The 20501-nt window shown below is 60.3% G+C and carries 15 protein-coding genes and 1 tRNA gene; 3 read left to right on the forward strand and 13 right to left on the reverse strand.

What is annotated here, in order from left to right:
- Positions 1 to 15: 15 nt before the first annotated feature.
- Positions 16 to 1524: a RimK family protein gene (locus tag JL474_RS05455; RefSeq protein ID WP_203141200.1), complete on the reverse strand. Its 1509-nt coding sequence runs from the start codon at positions 1522 to 1524 to the stop codon at positions 16 to 18.
- A 186-nt stretch (positions 1525 to 1710) separates the two neighbouring features.
- Between JL474_RS05455 and rimI the strand changes: the two genes are divergently transcribed.
- Positions 1711 to 2838 (forward strand): ribosomal protein S18-alanine N-acetyltransferase, encoded by a 1128-nt coding sequence (gene rimI, locus JL474_RS05460; RefSeq protein ID WP_203141201.1) that lies wholly within the window; start codon positions 1711 to 1713, stop codon positions 2836 to 2838.
- 13 nt (positions 2839 to 2851) lie between these two features.
- Here rimI and uvrB read toward each other — a convergent pair whose 3' ends face one another.
- Positions 2852 to 4876, reverse strand: a complete 2025-nt coding sequence (uvrB, locus tag JL474_RS05465) for an excinuclease ABC subunit UvrB (RefSeq protein ID WP_203141202.1) — start codon at positions 4874 to 4876, stop codon at positions 2852 to 2854.
- Between the two features lie 214 nt (positions 4877 to 5090).
- Between uvrB and JL474_RS05470 the strand changes: the two genes are divergently transcribed.
- On the forward strand, positions 5091 to 6275 hold the full coding sequence (locus JL474_RS05470) for a pyridoxal phosphate-dependent aminotransferase (RefSeq protein ID WP_203141203.1): 1185 nt from the start codon (positions 5091 to 5093) through the stop codon (positions 6273 to 6275).
- Positions 6276 to 6379: 104 nt separating this feature from the next.
- Positions 6380 to 6455 (forward strand) — tRNA-Asn (locus JL474_RS05475).
- A gap of 130 nt (positions 6456 to 6585) precedes the next feature.
- On the opposite strand, the gene pyrF is transcribed toward JL474_RS05475, so the two are convergent.
- The 11 genes from pyrF to gyrA all read right to left on the reverse strand — a co-directional run bounded on the left by pyrF (position 6586) and on the right by gyrA (position 20381).
- Positions 6586 to 7311, reverse strand: coding sequence for an orotidine-5'-phosphate decarboxylase (gene pyrF, locus JL474_RS05480; RefSeq protein ID WP_123634843.1), 726 nt, complete (start codon positions 7309 to 7311; stop codon positions 6586 to 6588).
- Positions 7312 to 7380: 69 nt separating this feature from the next.
- On the reverse strand, positions 7381 to 8550 hold the full coding sequence (gene lapB, locus JL474_RS05485) for a lipopolysaccharide assembly protein LapB (RefSeq protein WP_123634842.1): 1170 nt from the start codon (positions 8548 to 8550) through the stop codon (positions 7381 to 7383).
- Positions 8550 to 8852: a lipopolysaccharide assembly protein LapA domain-containing protein gene (locus tag JL474_RS05490; RefSeq protein WP_123634841.1), complete on the reverse strand. Its 303-nt coding sequence runs from the start codon at positions 8850 to 8852 to the stop codon at positions 8550 to 8552. Before JL474_RS05490 ends, lapB begins: the two co-directional genes overlap by 1 nt.
- 136 nt (positions 8853 to 8988) lie before the next feature.
- Complete coding sequence (locus JL474_RS05495) at positions 8989 to 9387, reverse strand: integration host factor subunit beta (protein WP_263316989.1); 399 nt, start codon at positions 9385 to 9387, stop codon at positions 8989 to 8991.
- A gap of 223 nt (positions 9388 to 9610) precedes the next feature.
- Complete coding sequence (rpsA, locus tag JL474_RS05500; RefSeq protein WP_123634840.1) at positions 9611 to 11302, reverse strand: 30S ribosomal protein S1; 1692 nt, start codon at positions 11300 to 11302, stop codon at positions 9611 to 9613.
- Between the two features lie 131 nt (positions 11303 to 11433).
- Complete coding sequence (cmk, locus tag JL474_RS05505) at positions 11434 to 12108, reverse strand: (d)CMP kinase (protein WP_123634839.1); 675 nt, start codon at positions 12106 to 12108, stop codon at positions 11434 to 11436.
- Positions 12105 to 14357, reverse strand: a complete 2253-nt coding sequence (locus JL474_RS05510) for a bifunctional prephenate dehydrogenase/3-phosphoshikimate 1-carboxyvinyltransferase (protein ID WP_203141204.1) — start codon at positions 14355 to 14357, stop codon at positions 12105 to 12107. Before JL474_RS05510 ends, cmk begins: the two co-directional genes overlap by 4 nt.
- Complete coding sequence (gene hisC, locus JL474_RS05515; RefSeq protein ID WP_203141205.1) at positions 14350 to 15468, reverse strand: histidinol-phosphate transaminase; 1119 nt, start codon at positions 15466 to 15468, stop codon at positions 14350 to 14352. Before hisC ends, JL474_RS05510 begins: the two co-directional genes overlap by 8 nt.
- A gap of 73 nt (positions 15469 to 15541) precedes the next feature.
- Positions 15542 to 16639: a prephenate dehydratase gene (gene pheA, locus JL474_RS05520; protein WP_123634836.1), complete on the reverse strand. Its 1098-nt coding sequence runs from the start codon at positions 16637 to 16639 to the stop codon at positions 15542 to 15544.
- 2 nt (positions 16640 to 16641) lie between these two features.
- Positions 16642 to 17724 carry a 3-phosphoserine/phosphohydroxythreonine transaminase gene (gene serC, locus JL474_RS05525; RefSeq protein WP_203141206.1) on the reverse strand — a complete coding sequence of 361 codons (1083 nt, stop codon included), beginning with the start codon at positions 17722 to 17724 and terminating at the stop codon, positions 16642 to 16644.
- Between the two features lie 41 nt (positions 17725 to 17765).
- Entirely contained in the window at positions 17766 to 20381 is a 2616-nt protein-coding gene (gyrA, locus tag JL474_RS05530; RefSeq protein ID WP_203141207.1) for a DNA gyrase subunit A, read from the reverse strand.
- Between the last annotated feature and the right edge of the window lie 120 nt (positions 20382 to 20501).

The raw sequence follows: 20501 nt of genomic DNA on the forward strand, positions 1-20501 counted from the left end.
GAAACGCCGAGGTTGTCAGGCCCGGCGCCGCTCTTCCATGCGCGACAGGAATTCCTGCATCACCAGGGTATAGAGTTCGCCACCGAGGAAGCGGTCCTCGACGCCGGCATCGATGTTGGGGTTATCGTTCACCTCGATGACCGCCACCCGATTGCCGGACTGCTTGATGTCCACCCCGTAAAGACCATTACCGATTAGCCGGGTCGCATTCAGCGCAGCCTGGATGACGTTCTTAGGCACTTCATAGGTCGGCAGCGTATCGAAGTCACCGCTGTCGAACTGCTGGTTGTCGCCGTGGCTGTAGATCTGCCAGTGCCCCTTCACCATGTAGTATTTGCAGGCAAAGATGGCACGACCGCCCAGCACGCCGATTCGCCAGTCGTAATCCGTGTACAGGTATTCCTGGGCCAACACCAGGGCCGATTGCCGGAACAGCGCCTTGAGCGCCTCCTTCAGCTGCGCCTCGTTCTCGGCACGCATCACACCGCGGGAAAAGGCCCCGTCCGGGATCTTGACCACCATGGGGAAGCCCAGGTGCTCGATCGCCTGCTCGACGCTGTCCTTCTGGTCCTTGGACAGGATCAACGTGCGCGGCGTGGGAATCTTGTTGTTCTTCAACAGATCCGCCAGGAACACCTTGTTGGTGCAGCGCAGGATCGACACCGGATCATCAATGACAACCATGCCTTCGGCTTCGGCCTTGCGGGCAAAGCGGTAGGTGTGATGGTCGATCGACGTGGTCTCCCGGATAAACAGGCCGTCGTATTCCGGCAGCCGCATGTAATCCTTGCGGGTGATGGGCTCCACATGAATGCCCAGCTTCTTGCCCGCCTTGATGAAATACTGCAACGCCTTGGCATCGCTCGGCGGCAGCTTTTCCTCCGGATCCACGAGCATCGCCAGATCGTAGCGATACTGGCGGCGCGACCGGGGCTTGCGCCACAACGCGCTGCTGAAGCGATCCAGGGCGCCGGCAAAGACATCCTGTTCGGACTCGGTCAGATCGGCCGGCGACGCCGGCTTCATGGACTCGATCTGCCAGGTCTTGCGATAGCGGAACACCACCTCCAGGATCGGGCACGGAAAACGCTCGAACAGCGCCCGCGCGACCGGCTTGAGGGCCTCATGCTCGGCTTTGCCAAAGAAGGTCCGCACCTTGACCTGACGCACCGCTTCCCGTGCGTTCTCGGATGCGGGGACTGACTCGGCGGTGGCGGCATCATCCAGCCAGTGGATCACGCCAGGATCCAGTTCCTGCAGTTCCAGTGAGAACAGATCCTTGCGTCGGAGGTCGTTCAGCGTCATCACTGACGGCACCACGTTATGCCCGCGGGCCTCTGCCAGCAGCGAGCAGTAGTAACCCCGGCTGAGGTAACGGGCACTCTGGCACAGGTTGATCACCCGCACCCGCTGGTTGGTGTTCCCGGAGAACTGGACATACTGGTCGAACGTCATCACATCGGAACTGGGATAGTACGGCGCCCAGTCACGGTCACGATCCACCACAATCATCAAACGAGTCATACCGGCTTCCTTCCTGAAACGGCCTCGAAAACGCGACAATACGCTGGCTGATGAACCTGCACAATCATCGGCTTATAGCGGATTTCACGCACCTTTCGCAGTCTGCCAACACCACCCATAATAGTTCACGCCGGCACTTCGTAAATGACGCCCCCGGCCTTATCTAACGCTGTTACAGGACTGGCCATGCACGTATTGATTCGCCGCGCCCTCCCGGACGACCTGGATGCCCTGGTTGACCTGGAAAATCGCTGTTTTTCGGAGGACCGGCTCTCCCGCCGCAGCTTCCGCCGTTTCCTGGAAATGCCCCGGGACCGGGTCCTGGTCGCCGACGCTGACGGTCGACTGGTGGGCTACAGCCTGGTGCTGATGCACAAGGCCACGCGACTGGCGCGCATCTATTCCATTGCCGTTGCGGATGAGGCGCGGGGCCAGGGACTGGGCGAACAACTGGTCCGGGAAAGCGAAGCCGTTGCCGTCGAGGCCGACCGGATCATCATGCGGCTGGAAGTGCGCGAGGACAATCACGGCGCGATCCGCCTGTACCGACGTCTGGGTTACCGGCAATTCGGCACCTACCGGGATTACTATGAGGATCACGGCAATGCGTTGCGCTTCGAGCGCCGTATCCTGTTTTTCGAGCCGTCGGACGCGGTGCGACCGGTGCCCTATTACCCGCAGACCACAGACTTCACCTGCGGGCCGGCCGCGCTGATGATGGCCATGGCCGCCAAGTGCCCGGACCGGCGCCTCACCACCCTCGAGGAACTGCGGATCTGGCGCGAGGCCACCACCATTTTCATGCTGGCCGGCCACGGCGGCTGCGGCCCTCACGGACTGGCACTGGCAGCGTGGCATCGCGGATTTGCCGTGACCGCCTATGTGAGCAAGGAGGGGGCACTGTTCAAGGATACGGTACGCAGTGAGGAGAAGAAGCGGGTGCTGGAGCTGGTCCATGAGGGCTTTATCCACGACATGGCGCTGACCGATATCGAACTGCATAACGAGCCGATCACCGTCGATGTCATCGAAGACGCCCTGGCCCGCGGCGACATTCCGGTCATCCTGGTCAGCACCTGGCAGCTCAATCGCAGCCGGGTCCCTCACTGGGTGACCGTCTGTGCGATGGACAACCAGTTCGTCTACCTGCACGACCCGGAAGTGGATGTGGCCGAAGGCGAGACCATCGCCGACAAGCAATACCTGCCGGTGGACCGGGCCGTGTTCGAGAAGATGGCCAGCTACGGTCACCGGCAGCGTTTGCAGGCTGTCGTGATTATCGGGCCAAAACGGTCGCCCGACGTTTCAGATTAAGTCCCGGACCGTCTCAGGCGGTCCGGATCGACGCTTCCTTGAGCGACGCGATGTCGTCACGCAGCCGCGCTGCCCGTTCGAAATCCAGGTCGGCGGCGGCCTTGTACATCTCGTCTTCCAGCTTGGTGATCTCCTTGAGCAGTTCTTCCGGCGACTTGCCGTGGGCCACCACGCGGTACTCTTCCGCTTCCTCGGCGGCTTTCTGTCCCGGGCGTTCGCCTCCGCGTCGACGTCCCGGAGCCCCGTTATGGGCTCCCTCCATGATGTCGGAGATGTTCTTCTTCAGACCCTGCGGCGTGATGCCATGGGCTTCGTTGTGCGCCTGCTGTTTCTCGCGACGGCGACCGGTTTCATCGATCGCCCGCTGCATGGAACCGGTGATCTTGTCGCCGTAGAGAATCGCCTTGCCGTGGACGTTCCGCGCCGCCCGGCCAATGGTCTGGATCAGTGAGCGTTCGGACCGCAGGAAGCCTTCCTTGTCCGAATCCAGGATCGCGACCAGCGACACTTCCGGCATGTCCAGGCCTTCCCGCAGCAGGTTGATCCCCACCAGCACGTCGAACTCGCCCCGGCGCAGGTCACGGATGATCTCCACACGCTCCACGGTATCAATGTCGGAGTGCAGGTAACGCACGCGGATGTCGTGCTCCTGCAGGAAGTCCGTCAGGTCCTCGGCCATACGTTTGGTGAGCGTGGTAACCAGGACCCGCTCATCAGCCCCGACCCGCTTGCGGATTTCCGACAGCAGATCGTCCACCTGGGTTGATGCCGGCCGCACTTCGATTTCCGGATCCAGCAGACCGGTTGGCCGCACCACCTGCTCGACCACCTGGCCGGCATGATTGGCCTCGTAGTCGGCGGGCGTGGCCGAGACGAAGATCATCTGGGGCGCAATCCGCTCCCATTCGTCGAACCGCATGGGCCGGTTATCCAGGGCCGACGGCAGGCGGAAGCCGTATTCCACCAGGGTTTCCTTGCGTGAGCGGTCCCCTTTGTACATAGCGCCGATCTGGGGAATGGTCACGTGGGATTCGTCCACCACCAGCAGCGCGTTGGGCGGCAGGTAATCGAACAGGGTTGGCGGCGCCTCTCCGGGCTGGCGTCCGGACAGATAGCGGGAGTAGTTCTCGATGCCGTTGCAATAGCCCAGCTCCAACATCATTTCAATGTCGTAGCGGGTCCGCTCTTCCAGACGCTGGGCCTCCAGCAGCTTGTTGTTGTCACGAAGCTGCTTGAGCCGCTGGTCCAGCTCCACCTTGATGTTCTCGACCGCGTCCAGCACCACCTGACGCGGCGTGACGTAGTGACTCTTGGGATAGATGGTCACCCGGGGCACCCGACGCAGCATTTCTCCGGTCAGCGGATCGAAGTAGCTCAGGTTTTCCACCTCGTCATCGAACAGCTCGATGCGGATGGCTTCCTTCTCGGATTCCGCCGGGAACACGTCGATCACGTCACCGCGCACCCGGTAGTTGGCACGATGGAATTCGACGTCGTTGCGGGTGTACTGCAGCTCGGCCAGGCGGCGCAGGATAAACCGCTGGTCAATCGGATCGCCCCGATCCAGATGCAGCATCATCTTCAGATAGGACTGGGGATCGCCCAGACCGTAGATCGAGGACACGGTAGCCACAATGATGGCGTCATCCCGCTCCAGCAGGGCTTTGGTGGCCGACAGCCGCATCTGCTCGATGTGCTCGTTGATGGACGCGTCCTTCTCGATGAAGGTGTCCGACGAGGGCACGTAGGCTTCCGGCTGATAATAGTCGTAGTAGGAGACGAAATACTCGACGGCGTTCTCCGGGAAGAACTCCTTGAACTCTCCGTACAGCTGTGCTGCCAGCGTCTTGTTGTGAGCCATGACAATGGTCGGCCGCTGGATGCGCTCCACCACATTGGCGATGGTGAAAGTCTTGCCCGACCCCGTCACCCCCAGCAGGGTCTGGTGGGCCAGGCCGGATTCAATCCCGTCGACCAGACCCTCAATGGCTGTGGGCTGATCGCCTGCAGGCTGGTAAGCCGATTGAACCTTGAACATGTGGCGTCTGTGCCCCCTTTACAGTCGGTCGCAGTGTGCGATGATTTTCAGGTAGCCGACACTGCAGAGTCTGTGTGTCAGCTTATACTGATGAAACCTTCATGGTAACATCACAGCGTTTTGCATTTTTTCCGGCTTCCCCGGCCATCGATGCCGATTTGCCTCGGCCCGACTTCCGGGCGGCCACTCATGACGCATCTTAAGGAGCGCTAGTTTGGACCTTCAACTCTCGAGCCGTGTACAAGCGATCAAGCCCTCACCGACCCTGGCCGTCACCAATAAGGCCGCGGAACTGCGTGCGGCGGGCCAGGATATTATCGGCCTCGGCGCCGGTGAGCCTGACTTCGATACGCCAGAACACATCAAGGCCGCTGCCATTGAAGCCATCAAGGGCGGTCAGACCAAGTACACCGCAGTCGACGGTACGCCGGGTCTGAAAAAGGCGATTATCGAGAAGTTCAAACGCGATAACGGTCTTGAGTACGAAGCCAACCAGATACTGGTATCAAGTGGTGGCAAACAGAGTTTCTTCAACCTTGCCCTGGCCACACTGAACCCGGGAGACGAAGCGATCATCCCGGCGCCCTACTGGGTCTCCTACCCGGATATGGTGCTGGTGGCCGAGGGCAAGCCGGTCATCCTGGAAACCTCTGCCGAGAGCCGCTTCAAGATTACCGCCCAACAGCTGGAAGAGGCCATCACGGACAAGACCCGCCTGTTTGTGCTGAACAGCCCGTCCAACCCGAGTGGCATGGCCTACAGCCTGGATGAGCTGAAGGCGATTGGCGAGGTCCTGAAAAAGCACCCACAGGTGATGATTGCGACCGACGACATGTACGAACCGATCCTCTGGACCGGTCAGCCATTCTGCAACATCCTGAACGCCACCCCGGAACTGTACGATCGCACGTTCGTCCTGAACGGCGTCTCCAAGGCCTACTCCATGACCGGCTGGCGCATCGGCTATGCCGCCGGTCCGGCCAAGATCATCGGCTCCATGAAGAAAATCCAGTCCCAGAGCACGTCCAACCCCTGCTCCATTTCCCAGGCTGCCGCCCAGGCCGCACTGGAAGGTCCGCAGGAATGCGTGGGCGAAATGGTCAAAGCCTTCAAGGAACGCCACGACTATCTGGTGGAGGCGCTGAACGGCATCAACGGCGTTGAGTGCCTGAAGGGTGACGGCACCTTCTACGTGTTCCCGAGCTTCCAGGGCGCCATCGACGCTCGTGACGACGTGTCGACCGACGTGGAGCTGGCCGAAGTACTGCTCAAGGAAGCCGGTGTAGCGCTGGTTCCCGGCTCTGCCTTTGGAGCACCGGGCCACATGCGACTCAGCTTCGCCACGAGCATGGAAAACCTGCAGAAGGCGGTCGAGCGCCTGAAAAAAGTGCTGGGCTAGGCCGGTTCCATCAACCCCTTGAGAAAACATAAAAGGTTTATTGATTAGGGGGTTGACGGTGATGGGGCGCCACCGTAATATACGCGCCTCGTCACTGACGACGTTCCCCGATAGCTCAGTTGGTAGAGCAACGGACTGTTAATCCGTTTGTCGCTGGTTCGAGCCCAGCTCGGGGAGCCACTATTTCGAAAAGCCGCTGATCCCAGCGGCTTTTTTTATGCTCGAAATTCACACCCCGCCCCGACAAGCCACAAACAAAAACGCCCCGGATCACTCCGAGGCGCTTGAATGGCGGCTGCCGGTTTGAATCCTACTCCTCGGCCAACTGGATCTCCGCCTGAATCTCCTCCAAAGCCGCCAGCGGGTCGCCGGCCTGGGTAATCGGCCGGCCGATCACCAGATAATCACTGCCCGCGCGCAGCGCATCGGAAGGGGTCATGATCCGCTTCTGGTCGCCCTGGGCGGCAAACGTCGGTCGGATGCCCGGGGTGATCAGGCGGAAACGCTCACCCTGCTCCGAGCGAAGCACAGAAGCTTCCTGAGCGGAGCAGACAACGCCATCCAGGCCCGCGTTATAGGTCATCGCCGCCAGACGCGATACGTGCGCTTCCGGCGACTCGGCAATACCCAGACCTTTCAGGTCATCGGCGGTCATGCTGGTCAGCACCGTGACCGCAATCAGCAACGGGCGATCAGCCCCATAGCTTTCCAGTCGCTCACGACAGGCGGCCATCATGGTTTCGCCACCGGATGCGTGCACGTTCACCATCCACACACCAAGATCGGCCGCCGCCGCCACGGCAGCAGACGTGGTATTGGGGATATCGTGGAACTTGAGGTCTAAAAACACCTCGAAGCCGCGATTATGCAACTCCTTAACCAGGGCCGGTCCGAAACGGGTGAACATTTCCTTGCCCACTTTGAGTCTGCACAGCGCCGGGTCCAGCGAATCCACCAGGGACAGCGCCTCTGACTGGTCGGCAAAATCAAGCGCTACGACAATCCGGGGCCCCAATTCAGTTTTACGATCCTGCATACATGCGCCTCACAAATTCATACGGCAAACGATCGGTCAATCACACCGGATCGCCCGCACACTCAAACGTTATTCCGCTTCCACACCCTGGATGGGCTGGACTTTTTCCCACCGCTTGCAGCTGGGACAAAGCCAGTGCAGCTGGCGCCCCTCAAAGCCACAGTTAATGCAGCGATAAATCGGCCGGTTGGATAACAGCATCTGCCCCATACGGCTGACCAGGCGGCCCTCGTCGGTGGTCATCCCCTTCTCATAGCCCGCCATTTCCACCAGGCGCAGCAACCCCTTGAGACTCGGTCGAATTTCCAGCTCCTCGCGCAACAGGTTGATGGCAGCCAGCCGGCCATTACTGCGCTCAACCGACTCCACCAGCGCCAGCAACAAACTGGTGCTCGGCCAGCTTTCGTACAGCTTGCGCAGTCGACGCCCGAGACGGGCCACATCCCCTTTCTCCCGGGCTTGCTTCATCAGGCGGTCGATGGCTTCCGGCCCGAAAGACGGATTCTGGTCGAACACCCGGAACAGGGACTGGCTGACTTCCGACAGATTTCCCTGGCGACGGTGAATATCGGCCTGCAGGAAGCTGGCCCGCACACAGGTCTTATCCTGCTCAAGCGCATCCTTGACCAGCTTCTGGGCGCCCCAGCGGTCATCCTGGCGCAGGGCATCCTCTGCCAGTTCGCAGGTCAGGTAGGCCAGGCGTTTTTTCAGTTCGTCTTCGGGATAGCCAACCGTCAGCGTGCTGGCCACTTGCCTGGCCTTGTCCCATTCGCGCTCCTGCTGATAGAGCTCAATCAGCTGGTCCGCGGCCTGACGGCTATAGTCCCGACTGCCCAGCAACTGGTGGAACAGGGACTCCGCCCGATCCAGCAAACCGGCGGTCATGTAATCCATGGCAAGTTCGTAAGTGACCTGGGGCGAATAACGGGTGGGCAGTTCGGGCCGGGCGAGGAGGTTCTGGTGGATGACGATCGCTCGTTCGGTTTCGCCCTTCAGGCGGAAATGCGCCCCCACAGACAGATGCAGACTGACTGTCTCGCGATTGACCGCCAGTGACTGCACGAAGTTCTCGATGGCTTCATCGGAATAATTGGTGAACAGGAACTGGAGGCGATCCCGGACCGTCTCCTCATCGTCCATCCGCGGTCCGCCGGCGCCGTCATGACGACCCCAGCGCCCCATGAACCAGCCTGCCGCAACGGCAACAACGAGGAGCAGCCAATGAAGCACTGTGTCCATCAGGGGTTCCGACCGGCTTCCAACCTGGCTTTCTCAAGCTGCTTTTCGGTTTGCGCCAGCTTCTTTTGCAAATGCCGCTTACTGACGGACGTGCGGATCATGGCCAGGGAGGTCAACAACATGCCGATGATGCCGCCGGCCACAAATGCCAGGATCAGCCAGAAAGCGATCCCATAGGCGGCGGTTTCGAAAAACAGAAAGTTGAGTGAAACTGAAACCTGATTATTCAGGGAAAAGACTAAGGCAGCCAGGATCAGAAAGATCACGACAAGGCCAATAATAACCTTTTGCAGCCAGGCCATAGATAACGGCTCCCGAATGGTTAGCGTCCGTTGCGGTGGGGCTGATCATGGTAGCACAGGAAATCCCCGGAATGCCCGGAATACGCGCAGGCGCGCCCTGTCGCGCTGCGCTCGATCACCTATGACAGAACCTGCCTCAGTAACCGCTTTTCATGCTGTCGTTGACTTGTTCGCGCAATTCCTTGCCTGGCTTGAAATGCGGAACATGCTTGGCAGGAAGTTTTACCGCTTCGCCGGTTTTGGGATTACGTCCGGTTCGTGCTGCCCGATGATGGAGAGAAAAGCTACCGAAACCCCGAATCTCAATACGCTGCCCTTCGGCCAACGATTGGGACATGTGCTCGATGATGGTTTTGACAGCAAGCTCGACATCTTTCACGGACAGTTGTGTCTGTTTGGAAGCGATCAGCTCAACCAGTTCAGACTTTGTCATGCGATCATTCCTTCTGATTCTTATCGCGAAATCAGCCCCTGAGAAAGCACTGACTTGTTCCTCGGTGGCGCGCCAAGCCCCTGCAAGCTGGCTCGTGGTCATGACACACCTCCCCCGGATCCGTCGGCTGGCAGCAAAACGAACAACCCAGAGTCCGTATCAGCCCATCTAAATGCCGGCGTGATCCAAAGAGATTCCCTAACTTCGGGGACTTACCGGAAACCTTCAGCCATTCCCCTTGCCAGTAGTTTAGCTAAACCCAAAAAAAAGACAAAAAAAACGGGCTGTTACAGCCCGTTTTTTTACATTTCAGCAAATCTGCCAATTATTCCTTGTTGGCATTCTGCTGTTGCATCTGCTCTTTGATCAGGTCACCGATGGTGGTGGCGCCCGAGGTTTCAGCAGACTTCTCGCGAACGCTCTGCAGCGCAGCCTTGTCGTCTTCAACGTCCTTGGACTTCACGGACAGGTTGATGACGCGGTTCTTACGATCGATGCTGATGATCTTGGCTTCCACTTCGTCGCCCTCGTTCAGCACGTTGCGCGCGTCTTCAACGCGGTCACGGCTGATTTCAGACGCCTTCAGGACAGCCTCAACCTCGTCGTTCAGAGCAACCGTCGCAGACTTCGCGTCAATGGCAGTCACGGTGCCCTTGACGATGGAGCCCTTGTCGTTCAGCTGAACGAACTCGGCAAACGGATCGCTTTCCAGCTGCTTGATGCCCAGGGAGATACGCTCACGCTCCGGATCAACAGACAGGATGACGGTTTCAACTTCGTCGCCCTTCTTGTACTGACGAACCGCTTCTTCACCCGGCTCGTTCCAGCTGATGTCGGACAGGTGAACCAGACCGTCGATGCCGCCGTCCAGACCAATGAAGATACCGAAGTCGGTGATCGACTTGATCTTGCCAGTGATGCGGTCGCCCTTATTGAAGTTGCTGGAGAAGTCTTCCCACGGGTTGGACATGCACTGCTTGATGCCCAGGGAGATACGACGACGCTCTTCGTCGATATCCAGAATCATCACTTCAACTTCGTCACCGACCTGAACGACCTTGGACGGATGGATGTTCTTGTTGGTCCAGTCCATTTCGGACACGTGAACCAGACCTTCAACACCTTCTTCCAGCTCCGCGAAGCAGCCGTAATCGGTCAGGTTGGTCACGCGTGCGTTGACCTTGGAACCTTCCGGATAACGACCCTTGATGTCGACCCAGGGATCTTCGCCCAGTTGCTTCAGACCCAGGGAAACGCGGTTACGCTCGCGGTCGAACTTCAGGACCTTGACGTTGATCTCGTCGCCCACATTCACGATTTCGCTCGGATGCTTGATGCGCTTCCAGGCCATATCGGTGATGTGCAGCAGGCCGTCAACACCGCCCAGATCCACGAACGCGCCGTAGTCGGTCAGGTTCTTGACGATACCCTTGATTTCCAGACCTTCGGTCAGGGTTTCCAGCAGCGCTTCACGCTCGGCACTGTTTTCAGCTTCCAGAACCGCACGACGGGAAACAACCACGTTGTTGCGCTTCTGGTCCAGCTTGATCACCTTGAACTCGAGCTCTTTGTTCTCCAGGTGCGCGGTGTCGCGGACCGGACGAACGTCAACCAGGGAGCCCGGCAGGAAGGCACGGATGCCGCTCAGGTCGACTGTGAAGCCGCCTTTGACCTTGCCGTTGATCACACCTTTAACAACTTCTTCAGCCTCAAAGCTCTTCTCGAGAACTTTCCAGGCCTCAGCACGTTTGGCCTTCTCGCGAGACAGACGGGTTGCACCGAAGCCGTCTTCTACCGCGTCGAGAGCCACATCGACAACGTCACCAATCTGGATTTCCAGTTCGCCCTTGTCATTCAGGAACTGGCTGGCAGGGATAGCGCCTTCCGACTTCAGGCCTGCGTTAACAGTGACCCAGTCGTTGTCGATATCAACCACGGTTCCCTGGACAATGGAACCCGGTTGCATGTCAATTTCTTTCAGGCTTTCTTCAAAAAGATCCGCAAAGCTCTCGCTCATTATGTGTCCTATGTGATCAACGCAAGTGTTCTCCGTGCTACCAGCAACACGGTCTGTTCAAATTTGCTAAAAACCTGCCAAAGGCTGGCGTACTACACAGATTTCCAGCTTCCAACGACAAAAGGGTGCGGTCAGGCCTGGCCTGCTACAGCCATTACCTTCCCCAGCACCTCTTCTATGCTTAATCCCGTCGAGTCAATGACTTGCGCATCATCGGCGGGTCTAAGCGGAGCACTCGCCCGGTTCATATCCCGGTCGTCACGTGCCCGTATCTCGTCTAAAAGGGCGTCAATACTAACATCGACACCCGCATCCAGCAACTGTTGGTGGCGTCTCCGGGCCCGTTCCTCGGCGCTTGCCGTGAGGAAAATCTTGACCGGCGCATCCGGAAAAACCACCGTTCCCATGTCGCGGCCATCGGCCACCAGTCCGGGCGGCTGGCAAAAATCACGCTGGCGCTGCAGAAGCGCATCCCGCACTGGCTGAATCACCGCCACTTTCGAGGCATTGTCGCCACAGGTCTCAGTACGGATTTCAGCGGTCACGTCCTGACCATCGAGCAGCACGCGGGCGGGCTCGCCCGGCGGTGTCGGCTGAAACGCCACGTCGAGCGATCCGGCCACCCGGACCAACCCGTCAACATCGTCATAGGCAACACCCTGACGCTGCGCCGCCAACGCTGTCAAGCGGTACAGCGCACCGCTGTCGAGCAGGTGATACCCCAACCGACGCGCCAGCATTTGCGTGACGGTCCCTTTGCCGGAGCCACTGGGACCGTCGATGGCAATGACCGGAACATCCGTCATGAACCACTCTCCTCGACACTCAGCTGGATACCCACGGATGCCGCCAGCTCACGGAAATTCGGAAAAGACGTGGCGACGTTGGCGCAATCGGTGATGGTAATTTCACCCTCGGCCCGTAGCGAAGCAACCGAGAAAGCCATCGCAATCCGGTGATCGCCGTGACTGTTCACGGTGCCCGAAGCCATAGTCTGACCGCCGTCAATGACAATACCGTCTTCAGTTACGGTGGTTTGCACACCCAACTGGGCCAAGCCATCGGCCATCACCTGGATACGGTCACTTTCCTTGACCCGAAGCTCTTCAGCACCGGTGAGCACGGTCTGCCCTTCTGCGCAAACCGCCGCAATAAACAGGACCGGGAATTCATCGATGGCCAGCGGCACCTGATCTTCCGGAATGGCGATGCCCTTGAGCGGCGCATGACGGACTCGCAGGTCGGCGACAGGCTCGCCCCCGACTTCGCGCTCGTTCTCGACCGTAATATCCGCGCCCATCTGACGCAGGATATTCAACACTCCCACACGGGTCGGGTTAATGCCCACGTGACGCAGCGTCAGGTCTGCACCCGGCGTGATGGACGCCGCCACCAGAAAGAAGGCCGCCGACGAAATGTCCGCCGGCACGTCAATATGACCGCCGGTCAGCTTGCCACCACTGCTGACCCGGGCCGTCGCCCCATCGCGGGAAACCGGGTAACCGAAGCCCTGCAGCATACGCTCGGTGTGGTCACGGGTGGGCGCCGGCTCGGTAACGGCCGTCTCCCCTTCCGCGTACAGGCCAGCCAGCAGCAGGCAGGATTTTACCTGGGCGCTGGCCATCGGCATGGTGTACTGGATACCTCTCAAAGGCTGACCACCGCGAATCTTCAGCGGTGGGCGCCCGCCTTCTGCGGTCTCGATCACCGCCCCCATCTCGCGCAGCGGATCCGCCACACGGCCCATCGGGCGCTTGGACAGGCTTTCGTCTCCGGTCAGCTCGGTATCGAACGCCTGGCCCGCCAGCAGGCCGGCAAACAACCGCATCGCGGTTCCGGAGTTACCCAGGTACAGCGGTCCCCGCGGCGCCTGCAGGCCATGCAGACCCACGCCATGAATGCGGACGTGGCCGTTGTCCGGCCCTTCGATGGTGACGCCCATATCGCGAAACGCCTGCAGCGTCGCCAGACTGTCTTCCCCTTCCAGGAAGCCATCCACTTCCGTCACGCCATCGGCCAACGCGCCCAGCATGATGGAGCGGTGCGACATGGATTTGTCACCGGGAACCCGGATATCGCCCTGGACGCTGCCGCCGGGCTGGAGTTTGAACGTTACCTGTTTCTGACTCATGGTTGTCACGTAAGCCTGTCCTGAGAGCATTTTGGAAAAATGATCGCGCGCCGCCTTGGCGCGACTGAATACCTGAAGCAGTTTCCGGCCGTCCCCGGTATCGATGGCCTCACGCAGCCCCGCCAGGTCCGCGGTAAAGTGGTCGATGACGTTGAGCACCGCTTCCCGATTGGAGAGGAAGATATCGTGCCACATGATCGGATCACTGGAGGCAATCCGGGTAAAGTCACGAAATCCCCCCGCCGCGTAACGGAAAATATCGAGATTATCGCTTTCCCCGGCCAGCGTATCGACCAGGGAGAACGCAATCAGGTGCGGCAGATGGCTGGTGGCAGCCAGCACCTCGTCATGACGCGCCACCGGCATCGTCAGTACGGTGGCCCCGCAGCCGGCCCACAAGTCGCCCAGGCGCTTGAGCCCGGCCGTGTCGCTGTGCTCCGACGGTGTCAGGATAACCTTGTGGTTCTCGAACAGATCCGCCGTGGCGGCGGTAATGCCGCTCTTTTCCGAACCGGCAATGGGATGACCGGGAATCACCCACTCAGGCCAGTGCCCGAATACCGACTCGACGGCCTGAACAAAGCTGGTCTTGGTGCTGCCGACATCCGTGAGCAACACGCCCTCCGACAGATGCGGGCGAATCTCGGCCAGCACACGCTCCATCGCACGGACCGGCACAGCCACGACCACCAGATCGGCGCCCTGCACCGCCTCGGCGGCAGACGGCGCCCATTCGTCGATCACCCCCAGCTCGACGCCGGTCCTGAGGTCATCGAGACGCTGATCGGCACCGACCACCCGGGCGGCCAGCCCTTTTTCGCGCACGGCACGGGCCAGGGAGCCTCCAATGAGCCCCAGCCCGATAACCGCCATGCGCTGGAATAACGGGGCCCGTCCAGCGCCCGATGATTCCGGTCTAGCCATTCAGTGACTCCAACACCGTTTGCAGGGCTTCCAGACAACGCGCGTTCTCCTCCGGCAGGCCCACGGAGACGCGTAGGTGTTGCGCCATCCCATAACCGGCCATCGGGCGCACGATGACACCCTGCTTCAGCAGACCTTCAAAGACGGTCTGGCCGTCCCGCCCTACATCCACGGCGATGAAATTGCCGCTGGAGGGAATATAGTCCAGCCCCAGTGTCTCAAATCCTGCCGCCAGTTGCTTCAGGCCGTCCCGATTGACCTGACGGGAGCGCTGCAGGTATTCCTCATCATCCAGCACAGCCGTTGCGGCGGCCAGCGCCACCGTGTCCACGTTGAACGGCTGTCGCACCCGGTTCAGCACGTCGGCGATATCCGCGGAGGACACCCCATAGCCAACCCGAAGCGCAGCCAATCCCCAGGCCTTGGAGAACGTCCGGGCTACGATCAGATTGGGGTAGTCGGCCAACAGGGACACGCCGTCCGGGAATTCATCGCCCTCGAAATACTCGCAGTACGCCTCATCCAGAACCACAATCACGTTTTCCGGAACCCTGTCCAGGAATCGTACCAGCGTGTCCCGTCCGACCGCCGTACCGGTCGGATTATTGGGATTGGCTACAAAGACGATGCGAGTCCGCTCGTTGATGGCGTCGGCCATGGCATCCAGATCGTGCCCCCAATCCCTGGCCGGGACGGAGACGCCTTTGGCACCAACCGCCTGGGTGGAGATCGGATAGACCGCAAAGGCATACTGGGAAAAGACCACTTCCGAATGGCTGTCCGCGAATGCCCGGATGACGAGCTCCAGAACGTCGTTGGAGCCGTTGCCCAGCGTCAGTTGTTCCGGCGCCACATCCAGGCGGCTGGACAGCTTCTGTTTCAGGTTAAAGCCATTGCCGTCGGGATACAGGCACATGTCATCCAGCGCGGCATGGGCGGCGGCCAACGCCTTGGGACTCGGCCCCAGCGGATTCTCGTTGCTGGCCAGCTTGATGATCTGGTCCGGCTTCAGGCCCAGTTCACGCGCCACTTCGTCGATGGGCTTGCCCGGTTGATAAGGCTGCAGGGCCCGGACACCGGGAACTGCCAGGGCTTTGAAATCAATCGACATGGATACTCCTGCCAGGCTTCAGTTCGTGGAGCGGGCGTGACGGGGCGCCCGCCCTCTTCTCGCAATGCGGGGATCAGAGCACGCCGATGGGATAGGAGCCCAGGCGCTTCAGTTCGACGGCCTCATTTTCGATTTCACCAAGCACGGTCTGGACCTGCGGATCGTCCACATGAGCCTCGAAATCAATATAGAAGACGTACGCCCAGGTCCCGCTCGGCGACGGCCGGGTTTCCAGGCGGGTCAGGCTCAGGCCGTGACGATGGAACGGTTCCAGCAGCTCATAGAGCGCGCCCGGTTTATTACGCATGGAGACCAGGATCGACGACTTGTCGTGACCGCTGGGCCCGACTTCCTCACGCCCGATAATCAGGAAGCGCGTCGTGTTGTCCGGACGATCCTCAATCGTGGCCGCCAGTTTGCGCAGGCCGTACAGCTCGGCTGCCATATCGCCAGCGATCGCCGCGGCCCCCGGTTCACTTGAAGCCCGCCGGGCCGCCTCGGCGTTACTGCTCACCGCCACGCGTTCAACGCCATGCCAGTGGGCATCGAGCCACTGACGGCACTGGGCGAACGACTGCTGGTGGGAATAAATGCGGGTAATCGCCTGGTCATCGGTGCCTTCCGCCGCCAGCAAGTGGTGGTGGATGCGCAACTGGACCTCCCCGCAGATCTTGAGCGGCGAGCCGATGAACATATCCAGGGTGTGATTGATCATGCCCTCGGTGGAGTTCTCCACCGGCACCACGCCGTAATGGGCCGCGCCGGACTCGACTTCCCGGAACACGTCATCGATGGCCGGCAGCGGCACGCTGATCACCGAGTGCCCGAAATGCTTGAGCGCAGCCGCCTGCGTAAAGGTGCCTTCCGGGCCGAGGAACGCGATGTGCATCGGCTTTTCCAGGGCCAGGCAGGCCGACATGATTTCACGGAACAGACGCGCCATTTCCTCGCCGGACAGCGGCCCCGGATTCTCAGCCTTGATGCGCCTCAGGACCTGGGCCTCACGCTCCGGACGATAGAAAAACACGTCTTCGTTGGGGCGCGATGCCATTTTGACGTGCGCCACTTCCTGGGCACACTGGGCCCGCGCACTGATCAGGTCCATGATCTGCTTGTCGAGGCTGTCGATCCGGTCGCGCAGCTCCGCCAGGCGGGTCTGTTCGTCGCTCATGGTCAGGCCCGCTCCTTCTCGAAGGTTTGCATGTAATCGATCAGCGCATCGATACCCTCTTCCGGCATGGCGTTGTAGATCGACGCGCGCATCCCACCCACGGTGCGATGGCCCTTGAGATTGAGCAGGTTGCGCTCTTCGGCGCCTTTCAGGAAGGCACTGTTCAGGCTGTCGTCCGCCAGGGTGAATGGCACGTTCATCCAGGACCGGAAGCGCGGCTCGATCGGATTGGCGTAGAAGCCGCTGGCGTCGATGTAGCCGTAGAGTTTGTCGGCCTTACGTTTGTTGATCTCACCCATGGCCTGCACGCCACCACGTGCCTTGAGCCACTTGAACACGAGTCCCGCCAGGTACCAGGAATAGGTGGCCGGCGTGTTGTACATGGAATCGTTGTCGGCGATCACCCGGTAATCCAGCATGGTCGGCGTCTGAGCGCGGGCGTGACCCAGCAGATCCTTGCGAATGATCACCACCACCAGACCGGACGGCCCGATGTTCTTCTGGGCGCCGGCGTAGATGAGGCCGAAGCGGGAAATATCCAGCGGCCGCGACAGCATGGTGGAGGACATGTCCGCCACCAGCGGTACCGACCCGCTGTCCGGGATGAAATCGTATTCCAGGCCGCCAATGGTCTCGTTCGGCGTGTAGTGCAGGTAGGCCGCCTCGGGATTGGTCCGCCAGGCGGACTGATCCGGAATGGTGGTAAAACCGTCGGCTTCGCTTGAGGCGGCCACGTTCACATCAGCAAAGCGCCTGGCCTCGGCAATGGCCTTCTTGGACCAGATCCCGGTGTTGATGTAATCCGCCGACGTTTTGTCTCCGAGGAGGTTCAGCGGCACGGTCGCGAACTGACTGCTGGCCCCGCCCTGCATGAACAGGACCGCGTAGTCGTCGGAGACGCCCGCGAGCTCACGCAGGTCCTGCTCCGCCTCTTTGGCGATCGCCACAAACTCGTCGCTGCGGTGGCTCATTTCCATCACCGACATGCCCGTGCCGCGCCAATCCAGCATTTCCTCGCGGGCCTGTTGCAGCACCTCGGTCGGCAGGGTCGCCGGACCGGCACAGAAATTATACGCTCTGCTCATTACCGCCTGTTCTCTCCTCGTTGCTTGGGGAAGCGGACCTCTCAGTCCGCATCACCTCCGGTTTCCGGCGCATCGGTCGCGTCCGTACCGCCTTCACCGTCACCGTCGATCTCTTCGTCTTCGTCGTCGCTTTCCGCAATCCGCTGGACCGCGACCAGACGCTCGTCTTCTTGGGTCAACCGGATCAGGCGCACGCCCTGGGTGTTCCGGCTCAGCAGGGAAACCTCTTCTGTGCTGGAGCGCACCAGCGTGCCCTTGTCGGAGATGAGCATCATCTCGTCACCCTCGAACACCTGGGTTGCCGCGACCAGGTTACCGTTCCGGTCGGAGCACTGCATGGCGATGACGCCCTGGCTGCCACGACTGTAGGCCGGGAACTCGTCCAACTGGGTTCGTTTGCCGTAGCCGTTTTCACTGGCCGTCAGGATCATGCCGTTTTCTTCCGGAATGATCAGGGAGACCACCGTGTGGCCTGCCGGCATCTTGATGCCCCGGACACCGCGTGCGGTCCGGCCCATGGCACGCACCTGCTCTTCCTGGAAGCGCACGGCCTTGCCGGCGGAGGAGAACAGCATGACTTCGGACTGGCCGGCCGTGATCGCAGCACCAATCAGGGTATCGCCCTCATCCAGCGACAGGGCAATCAAACCACTGCTGCGCGGACGCGAGAAATTCGGCAGCGGCGTTTTCTTGACCACGCCAGCCGACGTCGCCATCAGGACATAGTGGTCTTCCGGGTAGTCCCGCACCGGCAGGAAGGTGGTGATGCGCTCATCGTCGTCCAACGGCAGGATATTGACCATCGGTCGTCCACGTGCCGCACGGCTGGCCTGGGGAATTTCGAAGACCCGCAGCCAGTACACCTTACCCTTGTTGGTAAAACACAGGATGGTGTCGTGGGAGTTGGCGACCAGCAGCTTCTCGATGAAATCCTCTTCCTTCATGGCGGTCGAGGAACGGCCGCGTCCACCACGGCGCTGGGCCTGGTAGGCTTCCACCGGCTGGGTCTTGGCGTAGCCATTATGGGAAATGGTCACTACCAGGTCTTCTTCGTCGATCAGATCCGCGATGGTCAGGTCACGACGGGAAGTGGTGATCTCGGTACGGCGTTCGTCACCGAAATCCTTGACCACGGCTTCCAGTTCTTCGCGGATGACCTCCATCAGACGCGCCGGCTCGCTCAGGATATGAATCAGCTCGGCGATCTTGTCGAGGATTTCCTTGTACTCGTTCTGCAGCTTCTCGGTCTCCAGACCGGTCAGGCGATGCAGGCGCAGATCCAGGATTGCCTGGGCCTGCTCCGGTGACAGGTAATAGAGCCCGTCACGCATGCCGAAGATTTCCGGCAGGTCGTCGGGGCGGCAGGCGTCCTGGCCGGCGCGTTCCAGCATGTCGGAAACCTGGCCCGGCTCCCAGCCCTTGGCGATCAGCTTTTCTTTCGCTTCTGCTGCGGACGGTGACTGCTTGATCAGCTCGATGACTTCATCGATGTTGGCCAGCGCGACCGTCAGACCTTCCAGGATATGACCGCGTTCACGGGCCTTGCGCAGCTCGTAGATGGTCCGGCGGGTCACCACTTCGCGGCGGTGACGGACGAACGCGTCGAGGATTTCCTTCAGGTTGAGAATCTTCGGCTCGCCGTTGATCAGGGCGACCATATTGATGCCGAAGACGGTTTCCAACTGGGTGTGGGTAAACAGGTTGTTGACCACGACTTCGGCATTCTCGCCCCGACGCAGCTCGATGACGACGCGAATGCCTTCCTTATTCGACTCGTCACGCAGCTCGGAGATGCCTTCGATCCGCTTTTCCTTGACCAGCTCGGCGATCTTTTCGATCAGACGCGCCTTGTTCAGCTGGTACGGCAGCTCGGTAATGATGATGGCCTCGCGACCGGTCTTCTTGTCGACCTCGATCTCGTGGCGGGCGCGGATATAGATGCGGCCCCGGCCTGTGCGATAGGCCTCGATAATGCCGGCGCGGCCGCTGATGATGCCTTCGGTCGGGAAATCCGGACCAGGAATGTACTCCATCAGCTCATCGATGGTGATGTCCTGGTTGTCAATCAGCGCCAGACAGCCATTGACCACTTCGGTCAGGTTGTGCGGCGGGATGTTGGTCGCCATGCCCACAGCGATACCCGAGGAACCGTTGACCAGCAGGTTGGGTACGCGCGTCGGCAGAACGTCTGGAATGTGCTCAGTGCCGTCGTAGTTGGGGACGAAATCGACGGTTTCCTTGTCCAGATCCGCCAGCAACGAATGGGAGATTTTCTCCATGCGGATTTCGGTGTAACGCATGGCGGCCGCGTTATCACCGTCGATGGAGCCAAAGTTGCCCTGACCATCGACCAGCGGGTAGCGCAGCGAAAAAGGCTGAGCCATCCGGACGATGGTGTCGTAAACCGCTGAGTCACCGTGCGGGTGGTATTTACCGATGACGTCACCCACCACACGGGCGGATTTCTTGTAGGCCTTGTTCCAGTCGTTACCCAGCTCCGACATCGCGAACAGGGTGCGACGGTGAACCGGCTTCAGGCCGTCCCGGACGTCCGGCAGAGCCCGCCCGACGATAACGCTCATGGCGTAGTCGAGGTAGGACTGTTTCAGCTCTTCTTCAATATTTACGGGCAGGATCTCTTTGGCTAATTCACCCATCGAGAAAGGTTCCTTTGCGTTTGCTGGAAGTCGTCACTGTATGGAATTGCGAACGGGTCATCCTCGGGCATCAGGTGCGCGGGGACGCGAAAGGCGTTCTGCAGGGGCGCCATACTCGAC

This window comes from Marinobacter mangrovi (genome assembly GCF_016798325.1).
In the GTDB taxonomy this organism is placed as follows: Bacteria; Pseudomonadota; Gammaproteobacteria; order Pseudomonadales; family Oleiphilaceae; genus Marinobacter_A; species Marinobacter_A mangrovi.